Source organism: Methanolapillus ohkumae (assembly GCF_032594355.1).
GTDB lineage: Archaea > Halobacteriota > Methanosarcinia > Methanosarcinales > Methanosarcinaceae > Methanolapillus > Methanolapillus ohkumae.
The window spans coordinates 737,559-755,517 of the sequence record NZ_CP131061.1; the positions used below are offsets into that span (position 1 = coordinate 737,559).

Consider the following 17,959-nt stretch of genomic DNA (forward strand, 5'->3'; position numbering starts at 1 on the left):
CGATATTAGGAAACTGTACACGAATGGCATCAAATTGTAATATTTCAACAAACCTCAAAATTTATTTTTTTAAAAAAAGCCGGCCCCTTTCTTTTGTTGAATATTTAAAAATTGGGTGCCATAACGCGCGCACGCTGCCACCCAAGAAGAATAAATAAAAACGATAAAAATTACTTGTGGTCATTTCCGGCCACGCGTTTGATGCGGCAAATGCCGTTCACTTCGTCAATGACTTCCATGACTGTTTTTGGGATCAAATCTTCCCAGTCTTGGCGCGCGCCGTGAATCATGAGTTTTCGAATCGCTGTTCCTGAATATTTGTCCCGCTCGTGCATCGGCGGGCGGCGCACCTCAATGCCGGCTTCCGTAAACAATTGGACAACCAGCGGGTTGTTGGAATACGCGACATCAAATTTGGGCGACATGGATTTGACGTGGGACACCCACAGCGAATTAAATTCCATATCCTGAAGCGGGATGATGTACGTTCGAATGGGAAAGTCTTCCAAGGCTTTTTTCACCATTTCCACCCGCTCGCCGGCCGTAAACGGATCCGTCACGCTGTGGCTTTTTTGAGCGCTTCCGATTCCGATGACGAGTTCATCGATATCGTTCGCGATCATTTTGATAATTTTGTCATGACCGAGATGGTACGGCTGAAACCGGCCGACATAAAACGCACGCTTCATTTTGTTCCCTGCTCATTTTTATGCTTTTAATTTGATTTGATTCGAGTTTAATTAACTTGATTTGAGTTTAATTTGAATTTGAAAGTATTTGAATTTGAAAGTGTGGATTTAAAAACATTTATAATTATTTAAAAGTCCCGTATGATTTCTCCGATGCCGGAAATTGTTTTTTCTTTGTCGGCTCCGATGGGGGACCCGACCACAATTTGAGTAACACCGGATTTTTCGAGCTCTTTCATACGTTTTTCGCAAAAACCGGCGTCTCCGGCAATTGCGAATTTATCTATCATTTTGTCGGAAACAAGACCGCCAAGAGCTTTGAAATTGCTTTTGGAAATCTCCGCCGCCAATTCTTTTTTAATTTCAGGGTTAATGCCGTGCCGGACAAGAATCAAATCCGGCGCGCCCACGACAATAAATGCGACAACAGGCGCCGCTTTTTTTATGGCGGCTTCGGAATCATCGTCCATTGAAAAGCATGTATATGCGGCAATGTCGATGTCTTTTAAATTCCGGTTCGCTTTTTTTGAGCCGTTTTCAATCAGTGGCAAAGCTGCTTTAAAATCATCCGGATGTGACGCGTTAATTAAAACACCGGCGGCAACCTCGCCGGCCATTTCCAGCATTTTTGGCCCCTGGGCACCGACATAAACCGGAATTGACGAAGTTGAAGAGCTCGGTGAATTTGGCAAAACCGATGAAATCTGCGAAACTTGCGCAACCGGCGAAGTTGATAAAGCCGGTAAATTTTCCATCATTTTTTTAGCAAAATCAATCCGGGCGCCTTTCAAAGAGACCATTTCCCCGTCAAATGAGACGGTTTTTCCCAAAAACAAATCCGAAAAGACTGAGACACATTCCCGAATGGCGGTGAGCGGCTTGTCTCCCGAAATTCCCAGCGTTTCAAATGTGGACTTGTCGCCGGGACCGATTCCAAGAACCGCCCGCCCGCCCGAAATTTCATAAATGGTGGCAATCGCAGATGCCGTCACGGCCGGGTTTCGAGTGTAGGGATTGGTCACGCCGGCGCCGACAAAAATGCGTTGGGTCGCCAGGGAAATGGCGGCAAGCGTTGCGTACACGTCCCTGTTGTTGGAATGGTCGGTTACCCAAACAAAGTCAAAACCGGCATTTTCGGCAATTTTCGCGTAAGAAGACAAATGCGCAACCGGCTCGTTTGGAACAAATTCAATCCCGAATTTCATTTTTTAGACTCCGATAATTTTAATTGTTTACTTTTTTCATTTCCTTCTTTTAAAGTGACAGAACTTATATATTTATTTATGAAATTTGCTTATTTTCGAAACGAAAAATAAAAACTAAAAAAGAGAAACTAGAAAAAAAGAGAATCGAAAAAAAAGAGAATCGAAAAAAAAGAGAATCGAAAAAAAAGAGAATCGGGAAAAAAATGAGTTATTCTGAATATAATGAATCGGATGAGCGGTTTAACAAAGCTTGCGTAGAGGTCTTGCAAGCCGTCCTTTTGGGAGAAATTAAGACGGAAAACGACCTCATGAAAGCCAAAAAGAGTGTCTGCAAAACGTATCATCTCAAAACGCTTCCCAGCAATGGCGACATTATTCTTCGGGGAACCCCGGCCGAACAAAAAGCGGTCCGCGACGTTCTCCAGCGAAAACCGGTCCGGACAATTTCCGGCGTTGCCGTTTTGGCGGCCATGACATCTCCCGCGCCTTGCCCGCACGGCCAGTGTATTCCATGCCCCGGTGGGCCCGATTCTGATTTTCACTCCCCGCAAAGTTACATGGGAAAAGAGCCGGCAGCGATGCGTGCTTTTGATTTTCATTTCGACCCTTATTTTCAAGTCAGCTCCCGCCTCAATCAGCTGGCAACGATTGGGCATGACGTGACCAAAGCGGAACTTATCGTGATGGGTGGCACATTTTCTGCCCGAACGCTGGATTATCAGGAATGGTTTGTTCAAAGATGCTTAGAAGCGATGAACGATCACGATGGGCAAATTTCGGCAAAAGGAACGGCTGAAGCGGCAAATACAAATGCGGTAAGCAAAAATGTGGTGGGCACTAATGCAGCAAATACGAATACGTCAGTGGCAAATGCGTCCCATCTAAATTTCAACTCCGGCGGCAAAATTACGGCGTGGCGGGAAATGGCACAAAAAATCAACATTCCGATGCCGGACGGCTCCGTTTATTCCTATATTTCTCTGGAAGAAGTTCAAAAAGCCAATGAAACCGCAAGCGTCCGCAATGTCGGAATGACTTTGGAAACCCGCCCCGATTGGGCGAAAGAAGAACATATTGACGAATTCTTAAAAATCGGCGGCACCAAGGTGGAACTTGGGGCTCAAAGTGTTTTTGAAGACGTTCTTGAAAAAATGAATCGCGGGCACACGGTGGAGGAAACAAAAGAAGCCAACCGACGCCTTCGGGACAGCGCTTTTAAAGTCGGGTTTCATATGATGCCCGGGCTTTTTGATACCGACCCGGAGAGGGATGTGGAAGGGTTTAAAAAACTCTTTTCCGATCCGGCTTTTCGGCCGGACTACATTAAAATTTATCCGACTTTGGTGACGCAAGGAACCAAATTGTGCGATATGTGGCAAAATGGCAGCTATGTGCCTCTGGACGACAAGGCGGGTCCAAAACTCATTTCCCAAATTAAGGAACTGCTTCCTAAATGGACGCGCCTTCAACGGATTCAGCGTGACATTCCGGCCGACCAAATTCTGGCCGGCATCCAAAAAAGCAATGTGCGGCAGCTGGCGGAGGAGCAACTTCATGCGCGCGGAAAAAAGTGCAAATGCATCCGCTGCAGGGAAGTCGGTCACAACATGCTTAAAGGAAATCCGCCTCTGCCCGAAAATATCGAATTGCTGGACGAGAAATATGAAGCTTGCGGCGGGATGGAGCATTTTATTTCCTTTGAAGACCTCACCGCGGATGTCCTCATCGGATTTATCCGGCTGCGGTTTCCTAAGTCGCCGCACCGCCCGGAACTAAAAAACGCGGCACTGATACGGGAACTTCATGTTTACGGTTCACTCACGCCGGTCGGAGAAAACGCAAATGATCAACTCTTAAAATCCAAAAAAGCGTGGCAGCACCGCGGATACGGACGCGAACTGCTTCAATCGGCGGAAGACACGGCAAAAGACGCGGGATATTCTAAAATATCCGTCATCAGCGGAATCGGTGTCCGGGAATATTATCGGAAATACGGATATGTGTTTGACGGGACATACATGACAAAAAAATTAGACTAAATCAAAAACAGCAAGAATCCAAACGATAGACGTAAAACAGCAAAAATCCAAACAATAGATGTAAAAACATCAATTCAAAATATTATTTCTAAAAAAATCATGTAACACACATTGATTCCGAAATATAATTTTAAATAAATACAAATCGGTTGGAAGAATTCTTATAGTTCGTGATTCTCTTAGAATCATCCAATTATCTTTATTACTTCAATTTAATTATCTTCAATTTTAAATTATTCAAATTACCTCAATTCAAATTACCTCAATTCAAATTATCTCAATTCAAATTATCTCAATTCAAATTATCTCAATTCAAATTATCTCAATTCAATTACCTCAATTCAAATTATTTTCAATTTTTCTTCTAATTTTATTTTTTCAAAGTTTGTCGGGGATTTTCATGAAAAAAAAGGTTGTTATGACAATTGCCGGGAGCGATTCCGGCGGCGGAGCCGGCATTCAAGCGGATATCAAAACGTTTTCGGCGCTTGGGGTCCACGGAGCATGTGTGATTGTTTCGGTCACCTCCCAAAATACGACCGGGGTCAAATCGGTTTTTGACATTCCGGTTCACTCGATTGAGTCTCAATTTGATGCGGTTTGCTCGGACATGACGGTCTCTTACGCCAAAACCGGCATGCTGTCCTCATCTGAAATTGTGAAATTTGTCACCAAAAAAGTGGTGGAAAATAAAATCATGCTGGTCGTCGACCCGGTGATGGCGGCGGAAGCCGGCGGAAGCCTTCTTCAAAAAGATGCGGTTTCATGGCTTAAAAAAACGCTTCTTCCGGTTTCGTATGCGGTCACGCCAAATGTTTTTGAAGCCGAAATTTTATCGGGAATCTCGATTCAAACGCCGGAAGACGCTCTTGCGGCGGCGGCGGAAATTGCGAAAACGGGTGTCAAATATGTCGTGGTGACCGGTGGTCATTTGGACGCGTCCGATATCATTTATGAATCCGAAACCGGATCTCACTTTATTTTGGAAGGAAAATTTATCGGCGGCGGCACACATGGAACAGGATGTACTTTTTCGGCGGCGTTGATTTCCTACCTGTCGCGCGGCTATTCTTTTGTTGCGGCCTGCCGGCTGACCAAAAAGTTTGTCACCGATTCGATTTCTTATTCTGAAAAAATCGGAAACGGGGTTTCTCCGGTCAGCCAATCCGGCCTGTTTAATTTAAAACGGGAACGTGCGGCGGTCATTGAAAATATTCTCTCCGCTTACGATCTTCTTAAAGATAATCCGGGTTTTCCGACCCTGATTCCGGAAGTCGGCTCCAATATCGCGATGTCGGTTCCGGATATTTACCGAAACACAAGCGATGAAACTTATTACGCGGCCGGTGCGTATCCGTCGGATTCGCATCCGTTTGTTTTGTGCGATTCGGATTCCTTTGGGACATTTCTCTCCACCGGCGCCGCTTTTCCGGGCCGGATTCACAAAGTCCGGGATAAAAAGGGAACGGGTTGGACAATGTCCGCCATCGGCTTTCCGGTGTTTGGCTCCGGCCTTCATTTGATGAAAGCGGTGGATGCCGCCCAAAAATTCGATCCCGGAATTCGGGCGTGTATTAATCTGAAATATTCTCCGCTCATTTTAGAAGCGTCGCACAAAGCCGGTTTTAGTTCTTACATGTTTAAGCGGGAAGATGAGCCGAAAAATTATGTTCGAAAAGAAGAATGGGGCTCGGTCAGTGCGATTTCTAAAAATAATGGTCTTGTCCCGGATATCATTTATGATACGGGCGGCGTTGGAAAAGAAGCGATCATCCGGGTGTTTGGAACGGATGCGGTCGACGCGGCACTGAAAATAAAAGTCATTTGTGAAAAATTGGAAGAATGATGGTGAGACGCATGCAACTTGGGGCATCAACGCAATCCTTTTTGAGATACGTTTAAATATCTTCATTTGTTTGTTACACAGATTCTATTTTGACGAATATTTTTGAAATTCAGAAGGGATTTATAGGATGAATGGCATGAAATAGCATGAATCCTGATGTTTACCCCTTTTTCTAAATCATAAATATATCATCAATTTTTAGTCAATCGTTCAATTATTGAATTTATCGAGGCAAAAAGTATGACAAGCAGACCTCTTGATGTTTTGAATGACGCTTTAAACAAGCCGGTCATTGCCCGCTTAAAAGGCGGCCGTGAGTTTCGTGGAGAATTAAAAGGATATGACATTCACATGAATCTTGTCCTTGACAATGCGGAAGAATTAAAAGAAGGCGTCTGTGTCAAGAAATACTCCAGTTTGATTGTCCGCGGCGACAATATTGTTTATGTGTCTCCCTAAATTTTAAATCAATTCATTTAAATATTAGAATTCAATTTATCAATTCAAATTTTCAAGATCAATTTTACATTTAATAATGAATAACAGGTGAAATAAATGGTTAAAGGAACGCCCTCCATGGGTCAGAGACAAAAACGTACGCACATGAGATGCAGAAGATGCGGCAGCACTTCATTTAACATCAGCACAAAACAATGTGTTGCATGCGGTTTTGGCAGATCGGCCAAACTCAGAGATTACAAATGGGTCAGAAAGTGTAACTTAAACGGCGGCTAATATTGCCGTTTTTGTGGATTGCATTTTTTCCGTTTCAATTTTTAATTTCAAATTTTAATTTCAAATTAAAAATTTTAAATTTCAAATTTCAATCTATTTGCGCATGAATTTTTCATGCGCTTTTTTTAGAATTGAGAAACATCCATACTTTTTTAATATATATTTTTGAAAGAGTTCTTCTTTTTTAAATGGTTTCTTTTTGACATGATTTTCTGTTTTTGACATGATTTCATAGGCGGCAACCATCAAACATATTCGTTCGTGATAAATCCGGCGGGTTCAATCTTTTTTCTTTAATTCAAAAAAATTATCCCTCTTTTTTGTTTATTTTCCGCCGTTTATTAAAAACAAAACTCAACACCCTTTTCATTTTATTTTTTTGACCCTTTTGGACGGATTGAAAATTTTCTTCCGTGCGAAATCGTTAAGTATTTTTTGAGGAAATGCTTATCGAACATTAGTGAAAATTAAATTAAAATAGGACAAAATATTATTCATCTATAGGCATAACATTCCATCGTGAAAGATGCCGTTTCATTATTATTATCTTGAAAAACGAGTCCAATCGTAGTCTTTGGAACCGTCAAAATCGGAATCGTCATCCAATGAGAAACCACAAGAAAACATATGAAACCGTCATTTTTTGGCGTCAAACCATATGAGCGGTGGAAATTTAAAAACTCATTTTCTCAACGGATAAATTCTCCTACTTAAAATGAATTAAAAATCATTTCCGGGTGGTACTCCTTGAAAGAAGAATGTGGTGTTGCGGGCGCTATTTTACATGACCCCGCGCCGCCGACAAATATTGTGGCGTTTAAGTTGTATTATGCGCTTTACGCCCTTCAGCATCGCGGTCAAGATTCGACGGGAATTGTTGTTTTTGACGGCTCCAAATCCAAATCTCTCAAACGAATGGGTCTGGTGTCCGAAGCCTATTCCAAACAAACGATTCAAGACATGGTCGGCTATGTCGGGGTGGGGCATGTCCGAAACGCAACCAAAGGAACACACAACATTGAAAATTGCCAGCCCTTCGTTTTAAATTTCAAACGCGGTACCATTGCCTTGGCACATAACGGAAGTTTGGTCAACGGCGCTTTTTTAAAAGATCAACTGGAATCGGAAGGCCGCATTTTTACAACCGATTTGGATGTTGAAGTCATTGCTCTTTTGCTGGTGAAGGAATTATTAAAACACAATGCTGTCGACGCCATTAAAAATGTCATGCGGCAGCTCAACGGTTCTTATTCTTTGGTGATTATGATTAACGGTGACCTGTATGCTGTTCGTGATCCGTTTGGCATTAAGCCGCTTTGTTACGGGGAAATCGATGGCGGGTACGCGGTTGTTTCGGAAAGTGTTGCCTTAGATACCATCAACGGTAAATTTATCCGTGACATCAAAAGCGGCGAAATTCTGGCGTTCACAAAAGAAGGCAAAGTGGAAAGTTATCCGACCAACAAAGAAGACGTTGCTGCCCACTGCATTTTTGAGTTTATTTATTTGGCCCGTCCCGATTCTACCATTGACGGCCAGCTGGTCTATGCCGCCCGGGAACGAATCGGAAAGCAGCTTGCGCTTGAACATCCGGCCGACGCGGACATCATCTCGCCGGTTCCCGACTCCGGAATTGCGGCTGCGATTGGTTATGCCCGCGAATCCAAAATTAAATATCTGGAAGGTTTGATGAAAAACCGTTATATTGGCCGCACTTTTATTCTGCCGTCCCAGGAAATGCGGGAAATGGCCGTCCGGTTGAAAATGAATACGATTAACGATAATTTAAAAGACCAAAGCGTTGTTTTGGTGGACGACAGCGTTGTCCGGGGAACAACATCGCGCCGGATTATTGACATGATTAAAAAAGCCGGCGCCAAAGAAGTTCATCTCCGGGTGGCGAGTCCGCCGATTATCGGTCCGTGCTATCTTGGAATTGACATGCCGACCCGGGACGAATTAATCGCGGTTCACAAAACGATTGAAGGCGTTTGTGCGGCTGTGAATGCGGATTCCATTGGTTACCTCAGCATCGACGGCTTGGTCAAAGCGATCGGAATCGATAAAAGCCGGCTCTGCCTCGGATGCGTGACCGAACAATATCCGGTCGACATTCCGGGAGAAAAATGCTGCCGCAAACAGTGCCGTGTGGATGATTTCTAAAAAGAAATGATTTTTATCCGCGATTGAAAAATTGCGGGTTTTATCATTCTATTCTTCTCGTTTTTATTGATTTATTAATTATTGTTTGTTTCACAGGCGGCCTACGCGCGCGTTATTGCGGCAAATTTTGCAGATATTTCAACAAAAGTGTCCGTTCACTTTTCTTCATTTTTCTTCATTCTTTTCATTTTTTTTTCATTTATCTCTTTTTTTTGTTAATTTGTTTTTTTCAGGCGGCGGCATGCATGAACGTCATGGTGCCGGTTTTTTCAATTGAACAAAAGCCGGAGTTGGTTTTTCTAACTTTTTTTTCAAATATCATCCATCCCTTTCCGAATTTCCAAGAAGAAAGGTGGTTTCTTCTTGCGGTAACTCCTGAATCTTTTGGAGTTTTTTGGAAATATTTCGGGTTTTAGAGTCCGCGTCATCTAACACACGGGCGGCTTCATCGAGTTTTGTCCGGGTTTTTTCAATCAAGATGCCGAATTTGCTAAATTCAGTTTTAACGGCGCCGAGAAGTTTCCAAACTTCCCCTGTTCTTTTTTCAACGGCAAGAGTCTGAAATCCCATTTGAAGGCTGTTTAAAAACGCAACCAAGGTCGTCGGTCCCGTAACTGTCACTCGGTAATCTCTTTGCAGGTTTTCAAAAAGTCCCGGCCGCCGGAGAATTTCGGCGTAAAGTCCTTCGGTCGGGATAAACATAATCGCAAAATCCGTTGTGTACGGCGGGTTGATATATTTGTCCCGGATATCCTTCGCATTTTTCTTCACCGCATTTTCAATCTGCTTGGCATAATATTCAATGTCATCCGGACAATTTTCATAAGCATCCAACAGCCGCTGGTAATCCTCAACCGGGAATTTGGAATCAATCGCCAGAAGAACCGGCTCGTTTTCATTTTTCTCTCTCCCGGGAAGACGGATGACATATTCAACCCTTTCAGAGGTTTTGGGCTGAGTGGTCGCGTTTTTTGTGTATTGTTCCGGGGCGAGGAATTGTTCCAAAAGGGCACCGAGCTGGATTTCTCCAAACGTTCCCCGGGTTTTGACGTTGGTTAAGACCCGTTTTAAATCTCCAACGCCGGCTGCCAGGTTTTGCATTTCCCCAAGCCCTTTAAAGACTTCATCGAGACGCCCGCTGATCCCTTTAAACGATTCATTAAATCGCTTCTCCACGCTTTCTTGTAATTTTTCATCAACCACGCATTTCATCTCATCCAATTTTTTGGCGTTGGATTCTTGAAGTTGCGTAATTTTTTGTTCCGTCAGATCCCGAATTTTATCTAAGCGTTCTTCCATGGTTTTGTTGAGGCCGGCGATTTGTTCAGCCCCCCGGGCGTCTTGCATTTGAAATTTCCGATCCTGCATTTCCCCATACGCACGCAGAGTTTCCATCATTTCGATACGGTTTTTTTGAAGCGCCGCCCCAAGTTCCTCCCGAACGGCCGCTAAATCTTCCCGGATATGCGCATCCATCCGAAAAATGTCCCGCCCGACATCATCGCGCAGGCGACCGCTTTCTTCCCGAAAATCTGAAGAGATGGCATCGGAAATTGAATTTTTCAAAATATCCAAGGAATGCCCATCCTTAAAATAAGGTTTACCGCTTTGGCTTTTGTTTCGGATTGTCAGCAAAATATTCACAAGCAAGAGAATACACAAAAATCCCAGTAAAATCAAAATAACCGTTTCTACGTCCATAATTTACAGCCTCAACAGACTTTAACGAAAAGAAGTTATAAAGTCCTCACCCGTGCGGTGTGAAAGTAATAAAAAAGAAGCGGGACAGAAAGAATCGACAGAAAGAATCGACAGAAAGAATCGACAGAAAAATCAAAATATGTTGGAAAATAGCGGGACAAATGTTGAAATTTTGTCGAAAAAATAAGAATAGATGCCGGATTTATTCGCCATCGATGTCAATCGCCTTTTCTGTATCCGTTTTCATCCACCAATTTTAATATCAGCGGCTTGGTACGTATTCCATATTTTTCCTTTAAAACAAAATGCGGATAAACCGGCAGACGTTCCCGAAATTCATATCCGTTCTCATTCAGAAGAGTCTGAAGCATTTCGATTTTCGGCCAAGGCGCTTCCGGGTTGATGTAATCTTTTGTCACCGGAGAAATGCCGCCCAAATCTGAAACACCGTATTTTATCAAATCCAACGGCGCAATTAAATTGGGCGCGACTTGAACCGCGACATCCGCCGGCAAAATTTTTCGGGCCGCGCAAATCGTTTCAACCATTTCTTCTTTGGACGGCGGACAAAGACCAAACCTATTCCCATCGTTTTGTCCCGGTTTTGGAGAATAATTTTGGACAATCACTTCTTGAATGTGCCCGTATTTGTGATGAAATTTTGCGATTTGTTCCAGCGAGTCCACACGATCCGCTTTTGTTTCGCCGATTCCGACCAAAATGCCGGTCGTCATTGGGATGCCTAAAATTCCCGCATTATTTATCATATCCAAGCGAACCTTTGGGTCTTTTCCCGGACAGTTTTTGTGGGCAGGAACGTCGGCCGTTGTTTCAAGCATCAATCCCATGCTGGCATTAAGCGGCGCGAGTTTTTCCAAATCTTTTCGGGTGAGTGCGCCACCATTGGTATGCGGCAAAATTCCGCAATCGATTGCCAGTTCTGATAAATGTGCCACATAATCGACAATGGACTCAAAACCCATCGCATTTAACTGTTTTTGAAAAAAAGGATGGGTTTCCGGATATTCCCCAAATGTAAAAAGTGCTTCGGTGCAGCCGTTTAAAACACCGTTTTGAAAGATGGGAAGGATTTCTTCTTCCGTTAAAAGAGAAGCACCGGGATGATCGGGCGCCCGCCAAAAACCGCAGTAAGCGCATTGATTCCGGCACACATTGGTGACCGGAATGAACACATTTTTCGAAAACGTAATTATGGGCATGCCAGTTGACATTTTACCGAAATCATCCTGACTTTCATTTCATTTGCTGCAGCCGTTATTTTTTCTGCGATTTTTCCCATTCCGCAATATCAGACATGGCATTTTCAACACCAAGCGCGATTCCTTCCACTTCAATTCCGCCGCGGCCTTTGGCGCCGTCACCGACAATGAAAAGGTTGGAAACCGGGGTTTTGTTTCCAAAGTCCTGTCCCGAAAAAGCACGATTGACCGGCCACCTTCCATGGTGAACCTGAATCATTAAAATTTCCGGTTTTTTGCCCGGGAACAAATCTTTTAAATCCTCAAGACCCAAGTCGATTTCTTCTTCAATGAAATCCAAGCGGTCCAAGGCGGTCCGCTGGTGCGCCATAATCAAATGCTTGCCGGGCGGCGCCAAATTCGGGTCGGCGTTTGTTACTTCGTTCATGCCGTTAATCCGGCGGGTGTACGGCGTCAATAAAATGCCGCCATGTTCAATGAGCGGCTCATCAATCGCAAAACAAATTTTTAATCCGGCTGATGGATTGACCGCTTTTAATTTTTCCGCATAAGCAGCGTATCCGTCTAATTTTTCCACGTCGGAGCCGCAAATTTCCATTGTTTCTTTATGTCCGATGTCGCTGACCACCAAATCCGCATGAAATTCTTCGCCGCCCGCCAAAACGCAGGTACAAACCCCCTCTTGCATGAGGAGTCCGGTGACTTCTTTTTTGGGCTGGACGCTTCCGCCGTTTTCTTCAATTATTCGGACCAATTCATCAATAATTGATTTGCAGCCGCCGACAACAATTCCGGGGCCGCCATATTTGTAAACATTGTCAAAAATCGCAAACATTTCTTCCGTCGTCACTTCATCGGCGGTGGTGCTCAGCGCCCAGCCGGAAAAAGAGTCGGCGCAGCGGTCAATCCGGTCATCCTGAATGTAGCGGGAATACCACGATTTGAAACGGGCTTCTTTGGGTCGGATGAGCTTGATTTTATATCCGAGGGTCAGCAGCACCATCATCATTTTATTTTTGGCGGCCAAATGTTTCTTAAATTCAACGTGCGGGATGTCCATAAATCCGTTTTTGTAATCCGTTTCCGCAACGTTTTTGGGGATGCGGACGGTGGCCATCGGGACAGACGGAATGACGGTGACATTCGCACCCAGTTTTTGCAGCATTTGGGCAAGTGGTCCGCGGTTTCCGTGCGGAAGCATGTGAAGCGCGCCGGTGGAAAGCTGGTAGCCTTGATATTCAATGTTCATAAATCGGCCGCCGATAATGGAAAGTCTTTCCAGGACGGTGACTTTGTATCCCTTCAAAGACAGTTGCGCTGCCGTCAACAGGCCGCCAAGACCCGCACCAATAACAACCGCAGTGAGCCGTGATGCGTTGGATTGTTGGAATTGTTGGAATTGTTGGAATTGTTCAGATGGTCTGGATTCATTCATTTTTAATTCCTCCTTTCGCGTGCGGCTCAATTGCTTTCATCGGACAGTAAGACACGCAAAAACGGCAGTTAACACACTTTTCGGAAATGGATGCTTTTCCAAAGACGGAAATGGCCCCGTATTTACAAAACGCCATACATTGGCTGCACCCGACACAATTCTTATTGATAAACATATGAAAAAACACCATCATCAAATAATTTCAATCCAAAAACAAATCATTTCAATCCAAAAACAAATAAATTTCAATCCGAAAATAAATTTCAATCCGAAAATAAATTTATTTTCCAATCCAAATAACGAATTTTAAACGACGGATTCCTAATTACGTTTGACTTTATATAAAGTTAATTCAATATTTTTCATCCAAATCCGAATTTTAAAGACAGCTTCAAAGCATTTTGTGCTGCCTGTCCGGCCTTCTTTTAGTGTTTGCCGTTCGTATCGTATTGGCGGACCACTTTCAGTCCGGCGATTGATCCGGCAATGATATTGACATAGTAGGTAATCGCACGCCAGGCAATGACGGCGATGCCGACCAGTGGTGCCGGAACGAAGAGGGAAAATAGGGAAAAAGCTCCGATTTCAGCAATTCCGCTGGCGCCCGGGGTTGCCGGAACCACCATAATAATTGCCAAGACTACCTGGGACGCGTACAAAAGAAGTATTTCGGGTGTGGTGGGATGAATGTTAAGGCCGGCCAGAATCAGCCAAAGAATTGTGAAACGTACCGCCCAATAGAGAAAAGTGTAAAAGACAGAGACAAGAAAACTAATTTTTCCGGCGGAGACAAACCGTTCAAAACTGGAATGGAACAAGTCGACTTCGTTTTCGGAGGACACAATCCACAAGTTGATTTGAGGATGGTATTTCTCGGGTGCGATTTTGGAGACGAAAATCAAAAACCGGCGGATTCCGGTTTTGGCGGCGCTTGGGCGAAAAATACCATAGAGCAAAACGCCCAAAATAAGAAAAAGCATGATCATGCCGATGAGAAGAAGTGTGTCCAGTCCCAAAACATTTGCGTTTTCTCCGCTGCCGGCCAGCGTTCCATGCAGTACAAATATGGATGGGACGATACAAAGAAAAATGAAAAACGTATCTAAAAACCGTTCCATAAAAATGATGGCAGTGGATTTTCCGACCGGAACGCCACTTTTTTTGTTCAGCAGCAGAATTCGAAGCGGTTCTCCGCCGACGGCGGCCGGCGTTAAAGAGGCCAGCAAAATTCCGGTTAAAACATTTTCAAGCATGGTGCGCGTCCGCACTTCGTAACCCAAAGAGCGGGCCAAAAATTTGGATTTTCGTGCGGTAATCAAATATGTCAAAATCTGAAACAGGAATGCTAAAAGGATATATTCCGGGCGGATTTGGGTCAGCGCTTCAATCGTACTGGAATCGGTCGTAAATAAAATGAGGGCGATGGCGGAGATCAAACTGATGACCAATGTGATCCAGAAAAATTTTTTATAATTGACCATTTTTCTCAGCGCCACTTTTTGATTTTTTAAAAATCTTCCAATTTTTCAAAAAACCGTTTGAATATGTTTTAAATAATAATTATTTTACTTTACATAAAAACATAACTCTCAAACACAATTATTTTTCAAAAATATAAAAAAACAACCTTTTGCTTTTACTCTTTTTTTAAAAATTGCTGTCGTAGCGTACGCGGACCGGCTCCCCAAATTCCAAAGCAGTTGAAACAATTAAATATATTATAACACTTTAAATAATTGAAAATCGTAATTTTAATTTTTTCAAAGAAATCAATCCCGGAGAAAACACAATGCAACTTACGGAATCTCAAATCACGAAACACGACAAAGTTTTTGGAAAAATCATGGAAGCGACTGTATTTTTAACGGGCGTGCAATTAAAACGCGCCGAGACTTTAAAACTGGAAGCGGGAATCAATAAAATAACTTTTGGCGGGATTTCGGAATCGATTTATACGGAAAGTGTAACGGCGGCGGTCGATCATGATTGTCACATCTTATCGTTTTCCCCTCAAATGCGATCTGTTTCGGATGCATCGGGTGCCGGACGCATCGTGGAACTGCTCAAAAAGAAAAAAGACTTGGAGCTTCAAACCCGAAAAATCGAAAGCCGAATATACGTATGCGAGCAAGAGCGGGAGCTTTTGGAAATCAATCGGGTGGTGGCCGGCAAAAACGGACTTCGAGCGGATGAACTCAAAGAAACCATGGATTATTTCAAATCCAAGCTGACGGAAATTGAAAATGAAAAAATCGATCTTCGTCCCCAACTGGAAGAATTGCGGGACCAAATCCGAAAAATAGAATATGAAGTCGGCAGCAGCACGGTCAAAAAGAATGAATTTGAAGTGGATGTCGAAATTTTTGCGCCGGCTGCCGTTACGGCAACGGCGACTCTTTCTTATTTCCACAAAGAAGCCGGCTGGACGCCTTATTATGACATTCGGGCGGATGATATCAAAAATCCGGTTACGCTTCAATTCAAATCTTTTGTGCGTCAGCGAACCGGAGAAGATTGGGAAGACGTGAAATTGGTGCTGTCGACCGGAAATCCGTCTCTGTCGGGAACATTGCCGGAATTGATGCCTTGGTATGTTGATTTTGAGCAGCCGTGTCCGGCGCCGGAGCCGCTTAGAGACTTGCGAAAAACAGCGGCTTATCAATCTTTCAATCGGCCGGTGGAGAGTGAAATAAAAATGGGTGACGCTTGCTTAAAACAAATGAAAGAATCGGATTCATACATGGAGGATATCGACGGTGCCGATGAATTTTATGAGGTGCCGCAAACGATTTCGTCCAACAATTTGACCGGCGTCGATTATGAGTTGCCGGCACTTTATACGATTCCGTCGTCTTATGATGAAAAGCCGGTGGAAATCAAATCTCACCGGCTGAGTGCGGAATTTAAATATTACAGCATCCGGAAATTGGAAAAAGATGTCTTTTTGGTGGCGTCCGTTTCGGATTGGACCGATCTCAATCTTTTGGAAGGGAATGCGAATATTTTCTTTGAAGGCAAATATGTCGGCAAATCGTACATCGACCCGCGGCGGGCCGGTGAACTTATTCAATTGTCTTTGGGAAGAGATCCGGGTGTCATTGTCACCCGCATCAAAGGAAAAGATATGACGGAGAAGAGTTTGATGGGCGGCAACAACAAAATTACCAAAGAATGGACTCTGACTGTGAAAAACACAAAAGGACAAACGATTGAAATTGAAGTTTTTGATCAGTTGCCGGTTTCCGTCAACAAAGCCATCACGATTGAGGCAGTCAATGTTTCCGGCGCGGAACATGACAAAGACACCGGAAAATTGGTTTGGAATCTGACATTGGATGCCGGAAAATCCAAATCCATGACGGTTAAATACGTCGCAGCTTACCCGAAAAATAAGATTGTGGTTTTGGATTAAGGTTGAATAAAAACGGTTCAATCACCATCGGAATTAAAAAATAAAAATATGGTTTTGGATTCCTCCAAAACCTCTTTTTTTAAAAAATAGATTTAAACGGCCGCAATTCAATTTTTAAAAAATAGATTTAAACGGCCGCAATTCAATTTTTAAAAAACGGGTTTCTAAAAATTAGGATCTGAATCCTTGTTTTTTATAACAAGGATTATGACCCCTTCATTTTTATGAACCATTGACTTGAGTGTCGTATTTTTCATTCAAAACGTCTTCCGTCACGTGCGTATCTTTTTGAATCGTGACTTCGGGCCATAATTTGACGCCGGAATGGATGGTGGCACCGTCTTTTATTTTCGCGTCCGGGCCGATAATGGTTCCGTTTTCCAGGCTGCAATTTTCTCCGATTTTTGCGTCGCTGTCCACAATCGCGCCGGAAAGTGTTGTTTTGTTGCCGATTTTTGTCCCGTCAAACACGTAAGACGCCAAAATTTTGACATCATTTCCGATGATGCAATTGGATCCGATTACGGAATACGGGCCGATGAGAACACGCTCCCCGATTTTTGTATTTTCGCCGATAATCACGGGGCCGACAACCGATGAATCTTTACCGATGGACACATGCGTTCCGACCCGAATGGGTCCCGCGATTTTGCCGCTGGACGCAAAGTCGCCTTCCAAAATGGTTTCGGACATGCTGTCCAACATCCACTTCTGAGCGGAACGGTAAGCGCTTGCGCTTCCGACATCTGTCCATCTTCCACGAACCAAAATTCCGTTGATGCGTTCATTTTTGGACAAAATTTTCGGGAATAAATCCTTGGCAAAATCGTACTTTTGATTTTTGGGAATTTCCTGAAAGATTTCAGGACTGCACACATAAATTCCGGTGCTGGCCAAATTACTGAAAATTTCACCGGGTTTGGGTTTTTCCAAGAACCGCAAAATTCGGTTGTCAATGGCCATATCGGCAATACCAAATTCGCGCGGATCGTCAATTGACAGGAGCCCGATGGTGATAAGCGCATCGTTTTGTTGATGGAAACGGTACATTTCCCGCAAGTTCAGCGTCATGACGTGGTCGCCGCCAAGGACCATAAACGGCTCATCGCCGATGAGGTCTTGAGCGTTTTTTACACTGCCGGCCGTTCCGAGTTTGTCTTTTTCGTAAACGTAATCGATGTGGACGCCATACATGCTGCCGTCGCCGAGTTCCTCCTCAATTTCATTGCCCATGTAGCCGAGCGTTAAAATAATGTCATTGAATCCTTCGTTGGACAAATGTTCAATGAGATGAAGGACAGACGGCTTGTTTAAAATCGGGATGGATGGCTTAGGACGCCGAAAAGTCAATGGGCGCAGGCGTGTGCCTGTTCCGCCGCACATAATACACGCTTTCATACATATGAAAACCGCTTCAATGTTTATAAATTCTTTTTTATTTTAACGCCGAAAAAAAAGAAAAAAGGGCAAAAACCCTTTATTTCTTTAAGGCGGTTTATGATGAAAAGTGTTTT

The 17,959-nt window shown here is 43.7% G+C and carries 14 protein-coding genes; 6 read left to right on the top strand and 8 right to left on the bottom strand.

Annotation, left to right across the window (positions count from 1 at the left end):
* Nucleotides 1–170: 170 nt before the first annotated feature.
* Both MsAm2_RS03030 and MsAm2_RS03035 read right to left on the bottom strand, forming a co-directional pair.
* Nucleotides 171–689, bottom strand: coding sequence for a nicotinamide-nucleotide adenylyltransferase (locus tag MsAm2_RS03030; protein ID WP_338098325.1), 519 nt, complete (start codon nt 687–689; stop codon nt 171–173).
* 128 nt (nt 690–817) lie between these two features.
* Complete coding sequence (locus tag MsAm2_RS03035) at nt 818–1,894, bottom strand: 5,10-methylenetetrahydromethanopterin reductase (RefSeq protein ID WP_338098326.1); 1,077 nt, start codon at nt 1,892–1,894, stop codon at nt 818–820.
* A 203-nt stretch (nt 1,895–2,097) separates the two neighbouring features.
* Here MsAm2_RS03035 and MsAm2_RS03040 point away from each other — a divergent pair, with 203 nt between their 5' ends.
* The 5 genes from MsAm2_RS03040 to purF all read left to right on the top strand — a co-directional run bounded on the left by MsAm2_RS03040 (nt 2,098) and on the right by purF (nt 8,677).
* A complete protein-coding gene (locus tag MsAm2_RS03040; protein ID WP_338098327.1) occupies nt 2,098–3,933 on the top strand; it encodes a tRNA uridine(34) 5-carboxymethylaminomethyl modification radical SAM/GNAT enzyme Elp3 in 1,836 nt (611 codons plus the stop codon).
* 400 nt (nt 3,934–4,333) lie between these two features.
* Nucleotides 4,334–5,779, top strand: coding sequence for a bifunctional hydroxymethylpyrimidine kinase/phosphomethylpyrimidine kinase (gene thiD, locus MsAm2_RS03045; protein ID WP_338098328.1), 1,446 nt, complete (start codon nt 4,334–4,336; stop codon nt 5,777–5,779).
* A 240-nt stretch (nt 5,780–6,019) separates the two neighbouring features.
* Nucleotides 6,020–6,238 carry an LSm family protein gene (locus tag MsAm2_RS03050; protein ID WP_338098329.1) on the top strand — a complete coding sequence of 73 codons (219 nt, stop codon included), beginning with the start codon at nt 6,020–6,022 and terminating at the stop codon, nt 6,236–6,238.
* A gap of 96 nt (nt 6,239–6,334) precedes the next feature.
* On the top strand, nt 6,335–6,514 hold the full coding sequence (locus MsAm2_RS03055; protein WP_338098330.1) for a 50S ribosomal protein L37e: 180 nt from the start codon (nt 6,335–6,337) through the stop codon (nt 6,512–6,514).
* Nucleotides 6,515–7,261: 747 nt separating this feature from the next.
* Nucleotides 7,262–8,677 (top strand): amidophosphoribosyltransferase, encoded by a 1,416-nt coding sequence (gene purF / locus MsAm2_RS03060; RefSeq protein ID WP_338098331.1) that lies wholly within the window; start codon nt 7,262–7,264, stop codon nt 8,675–8,677.
* 318 nt (nt 8,678–8,995) lie between these two features.
* On the opposite strand, the gene MsAm2_RS03065 is transcribed toward purF, so the two are convergent.
* The 5 genes from MsAm2_RS03065 to MsAm2_RS03085 all read right to left on the bottom strand — a co-directional run bounded on the left by MsAm2_RS03065 (nt 8,996) and on the right by MsAm2_RS03085 (nt 14,514).
* The gene (locus MsAm2_RS03065) at nt 8,996–10,378 is read right to left on the bottom strand and encodes a DNA recombination protein RmuC (RefSeq protein ID WP_338098332.1); all 1,383 of its coding nucleotides are present in this window, start codon (nt 10,376–10,378) and stop codon (nt 8,996–8,998) included.
* Nucleotides 10,379–10,596: 218 nt separating this feature from the next.
* Nucleotides 10,597–11,610, bottom strand: a complete 1,014-nt coding sequence (gene cofG / locus MsAm2_RS03070; RefSeq protein ID WP_338098333.1) for a 7,8-didemethyl-8-hydroxy-5-deazariboflavin synthase subunit CofG — start codon at nt 11,608–11,610, stop codon at nt 10,597–10,599.
* Nucleotides 11,611–11,653: 43 nt separating this feature from the next.
* Nucleotides 11,654–13,033 carry a phytoene desaturase family protein gene (locus MsAm2_RS03075; RefSeq protein WP_338098334.1) on the bottom strand — a complete coding sequence of 460 codons (1,380 nt, stop codon included), beginning with the start codon at nt 13,031–13,033 and terminating at the stop codon, nt 11,654–11,656.
* The gene (locus tag MsAm2_RS03080; RefSeq protein ID WP_338098335.1) at nt 13,026–13,208 is read right to left on the bottom strand and encodes a 4Fe-4S binding protein; all 183 of its coding nucleotides are present in this window, start codon (nt 13,206–13,208) and stop codon (nt 13,026–13,028) included. Before MsAm2_RS03080 ends, MsAm2_RS03075 begins: the two co-directional genes overlap by 8 nt.
* Before the next feature lie 250 nt (nt 13,209–13,458).
* Nucleotides 13,459–14,514 carry a lysylphosphatidylglycerol synthase transmembrane domain-containing protein gene (locus MsAm2_RS03085; protein WP_338098336.1) on the bottom strand — a complete coding sequence of 352 codons (1,056 nt, stop codon included), beginning with the start codon at nt 14,512–14,514 and terminating at the stop codon, nt 13,459–13,461.
* Between the two features lie 308 nt (nt 14,515–14,822).
* Here MsAm2_RS03085 and MsAm2_RS03090 point away from each other — a divergent pair, with 308 nt between their 5' ends.
* Nucleotides 14,823–16,445: a mucoidy inhibitor MuiA family protein gene (locus MsAm2_RS03090; RefSeq protein ID WP_338098337.1), complete on the top strand. Its 1,623-nt coding sequence runs from the start codon at nt 14,823–14,825 to the stop codon at nt 16,443–16,445.
* A 222-nt stretch (nt 16,446–16,667) separates the two neighbouring features.
* Here the strand turns inward: MsAm2_RS03090 and MsAm2_RS03095 are convergent, their stop codons facing one another.
* On the bottom strand, nt 16,668–17,843 hold the full coding sequence (locus MsAm2_RS03095) for a sugar phosphate nucleotidyltransferase (protein WP_338098338.1): 1,176 nt from the start codon (nt 17,841–17,843) through the stop codon (nt 16,668–16,670).
* Between the last annotated feature and the right edge of the window lie 116 nt (nt 17,844–17,959).

Excerpts from the sequence above, each read along its gene's own strand:
- cofG (WP_338098333.1), bottom strand. The coding sequence starts at position 11,610 with ATGTCAACTGGCATGCCCATAATTACGTTTTCGAAAAATGTGTTCATT.
- MsAm2_RS03090 (WP_338098337.1), top strand. The coding sequence starts at position 14,823 with ATGCAACTTACGGAATCTCAAATCACGAAACACGACAAAGTTTTTGGA.
- MsAm2_RS03050 (WP_338098329.1), top strand. The coding sequence starts at position 6,020 with ATGACAAGCAGACCTCTTGATGTTTTGAATGACGCTTTAAACAAGCCG.
- thiD (WP_338098328.1), top strand. The coding sequence starts at position 4,334 with ATGAAAAAAAAGGTTGTTATGACAATTGCCGGGAGCGATTCCGGCGGC.
- MsAm2_RS03030 (WP_338098325.1), bottom strand. The coding sequence starts at position 689 with ATGAAGCGTGCGTTTTATGTCGGCCGGTTTCAGCCGTACCATCTCGGT.
- MsAm2_RS03080 (WP_338098335.1), bottom strand. The coding sequence starts at position 13,208 with ATGTTTATCAATAAGAATTGTGTCGGGTGCAGCCAATGTATGGCGTTT.
- MsAm2_RS03085 (WP_338098336.1), bottom strand. The coding sequence starts at position 14,514 with ATGGTCAATTATAAAAAATTTTTCTGGATCACATTGGTCATCAGTTTG.
- MsAm2_RS03075 (WP_338098334.1), bottom strand. The coding sequence starts at position 13,033 with ATGAATGAATCCAGACCATCTGAACAATTCCAACAATTCCAACAATTC.
- MsAm2_RS03065 (WP_338098332.1), bottom strand. The coding sequence starts at position 10,378 with ATGGACGTAGAAACGGTTATTTTGATTTTACTGGGATTTTTGTGTATT.
- MsAm2_RS03035 (WP_338098326.1), bottom strand. The coding sequence starts at position 1,894 with ATGAAATTCGGGATTGAATTTGTTCCAAACGAGCCGGTTGCGCATTTG.
- MsAm2_RS03040 (WP_338098327.1), top strand. The coding sequence starts at position 2,098 with ATGAGTTATTCTGAATATAATGAATCGGATGAGCGGTTTAACAAAGCT.
- MsAm2_RS03095 (WP_338098338.1), bottom strand. The coding sequence starts at position 17,843 with ATGAAAGCGTGTATTATGTGCGGCGGAACAGGCACACGCCTGCGCCCA.
- MsAm2_RS03055 (WP_338098330.1), top strand. The coding sequence starts at position 6,335 with ATGGTTAAAGGAACGCCCTCCATGGGTCAGAGACAAAAACGTACGCAC.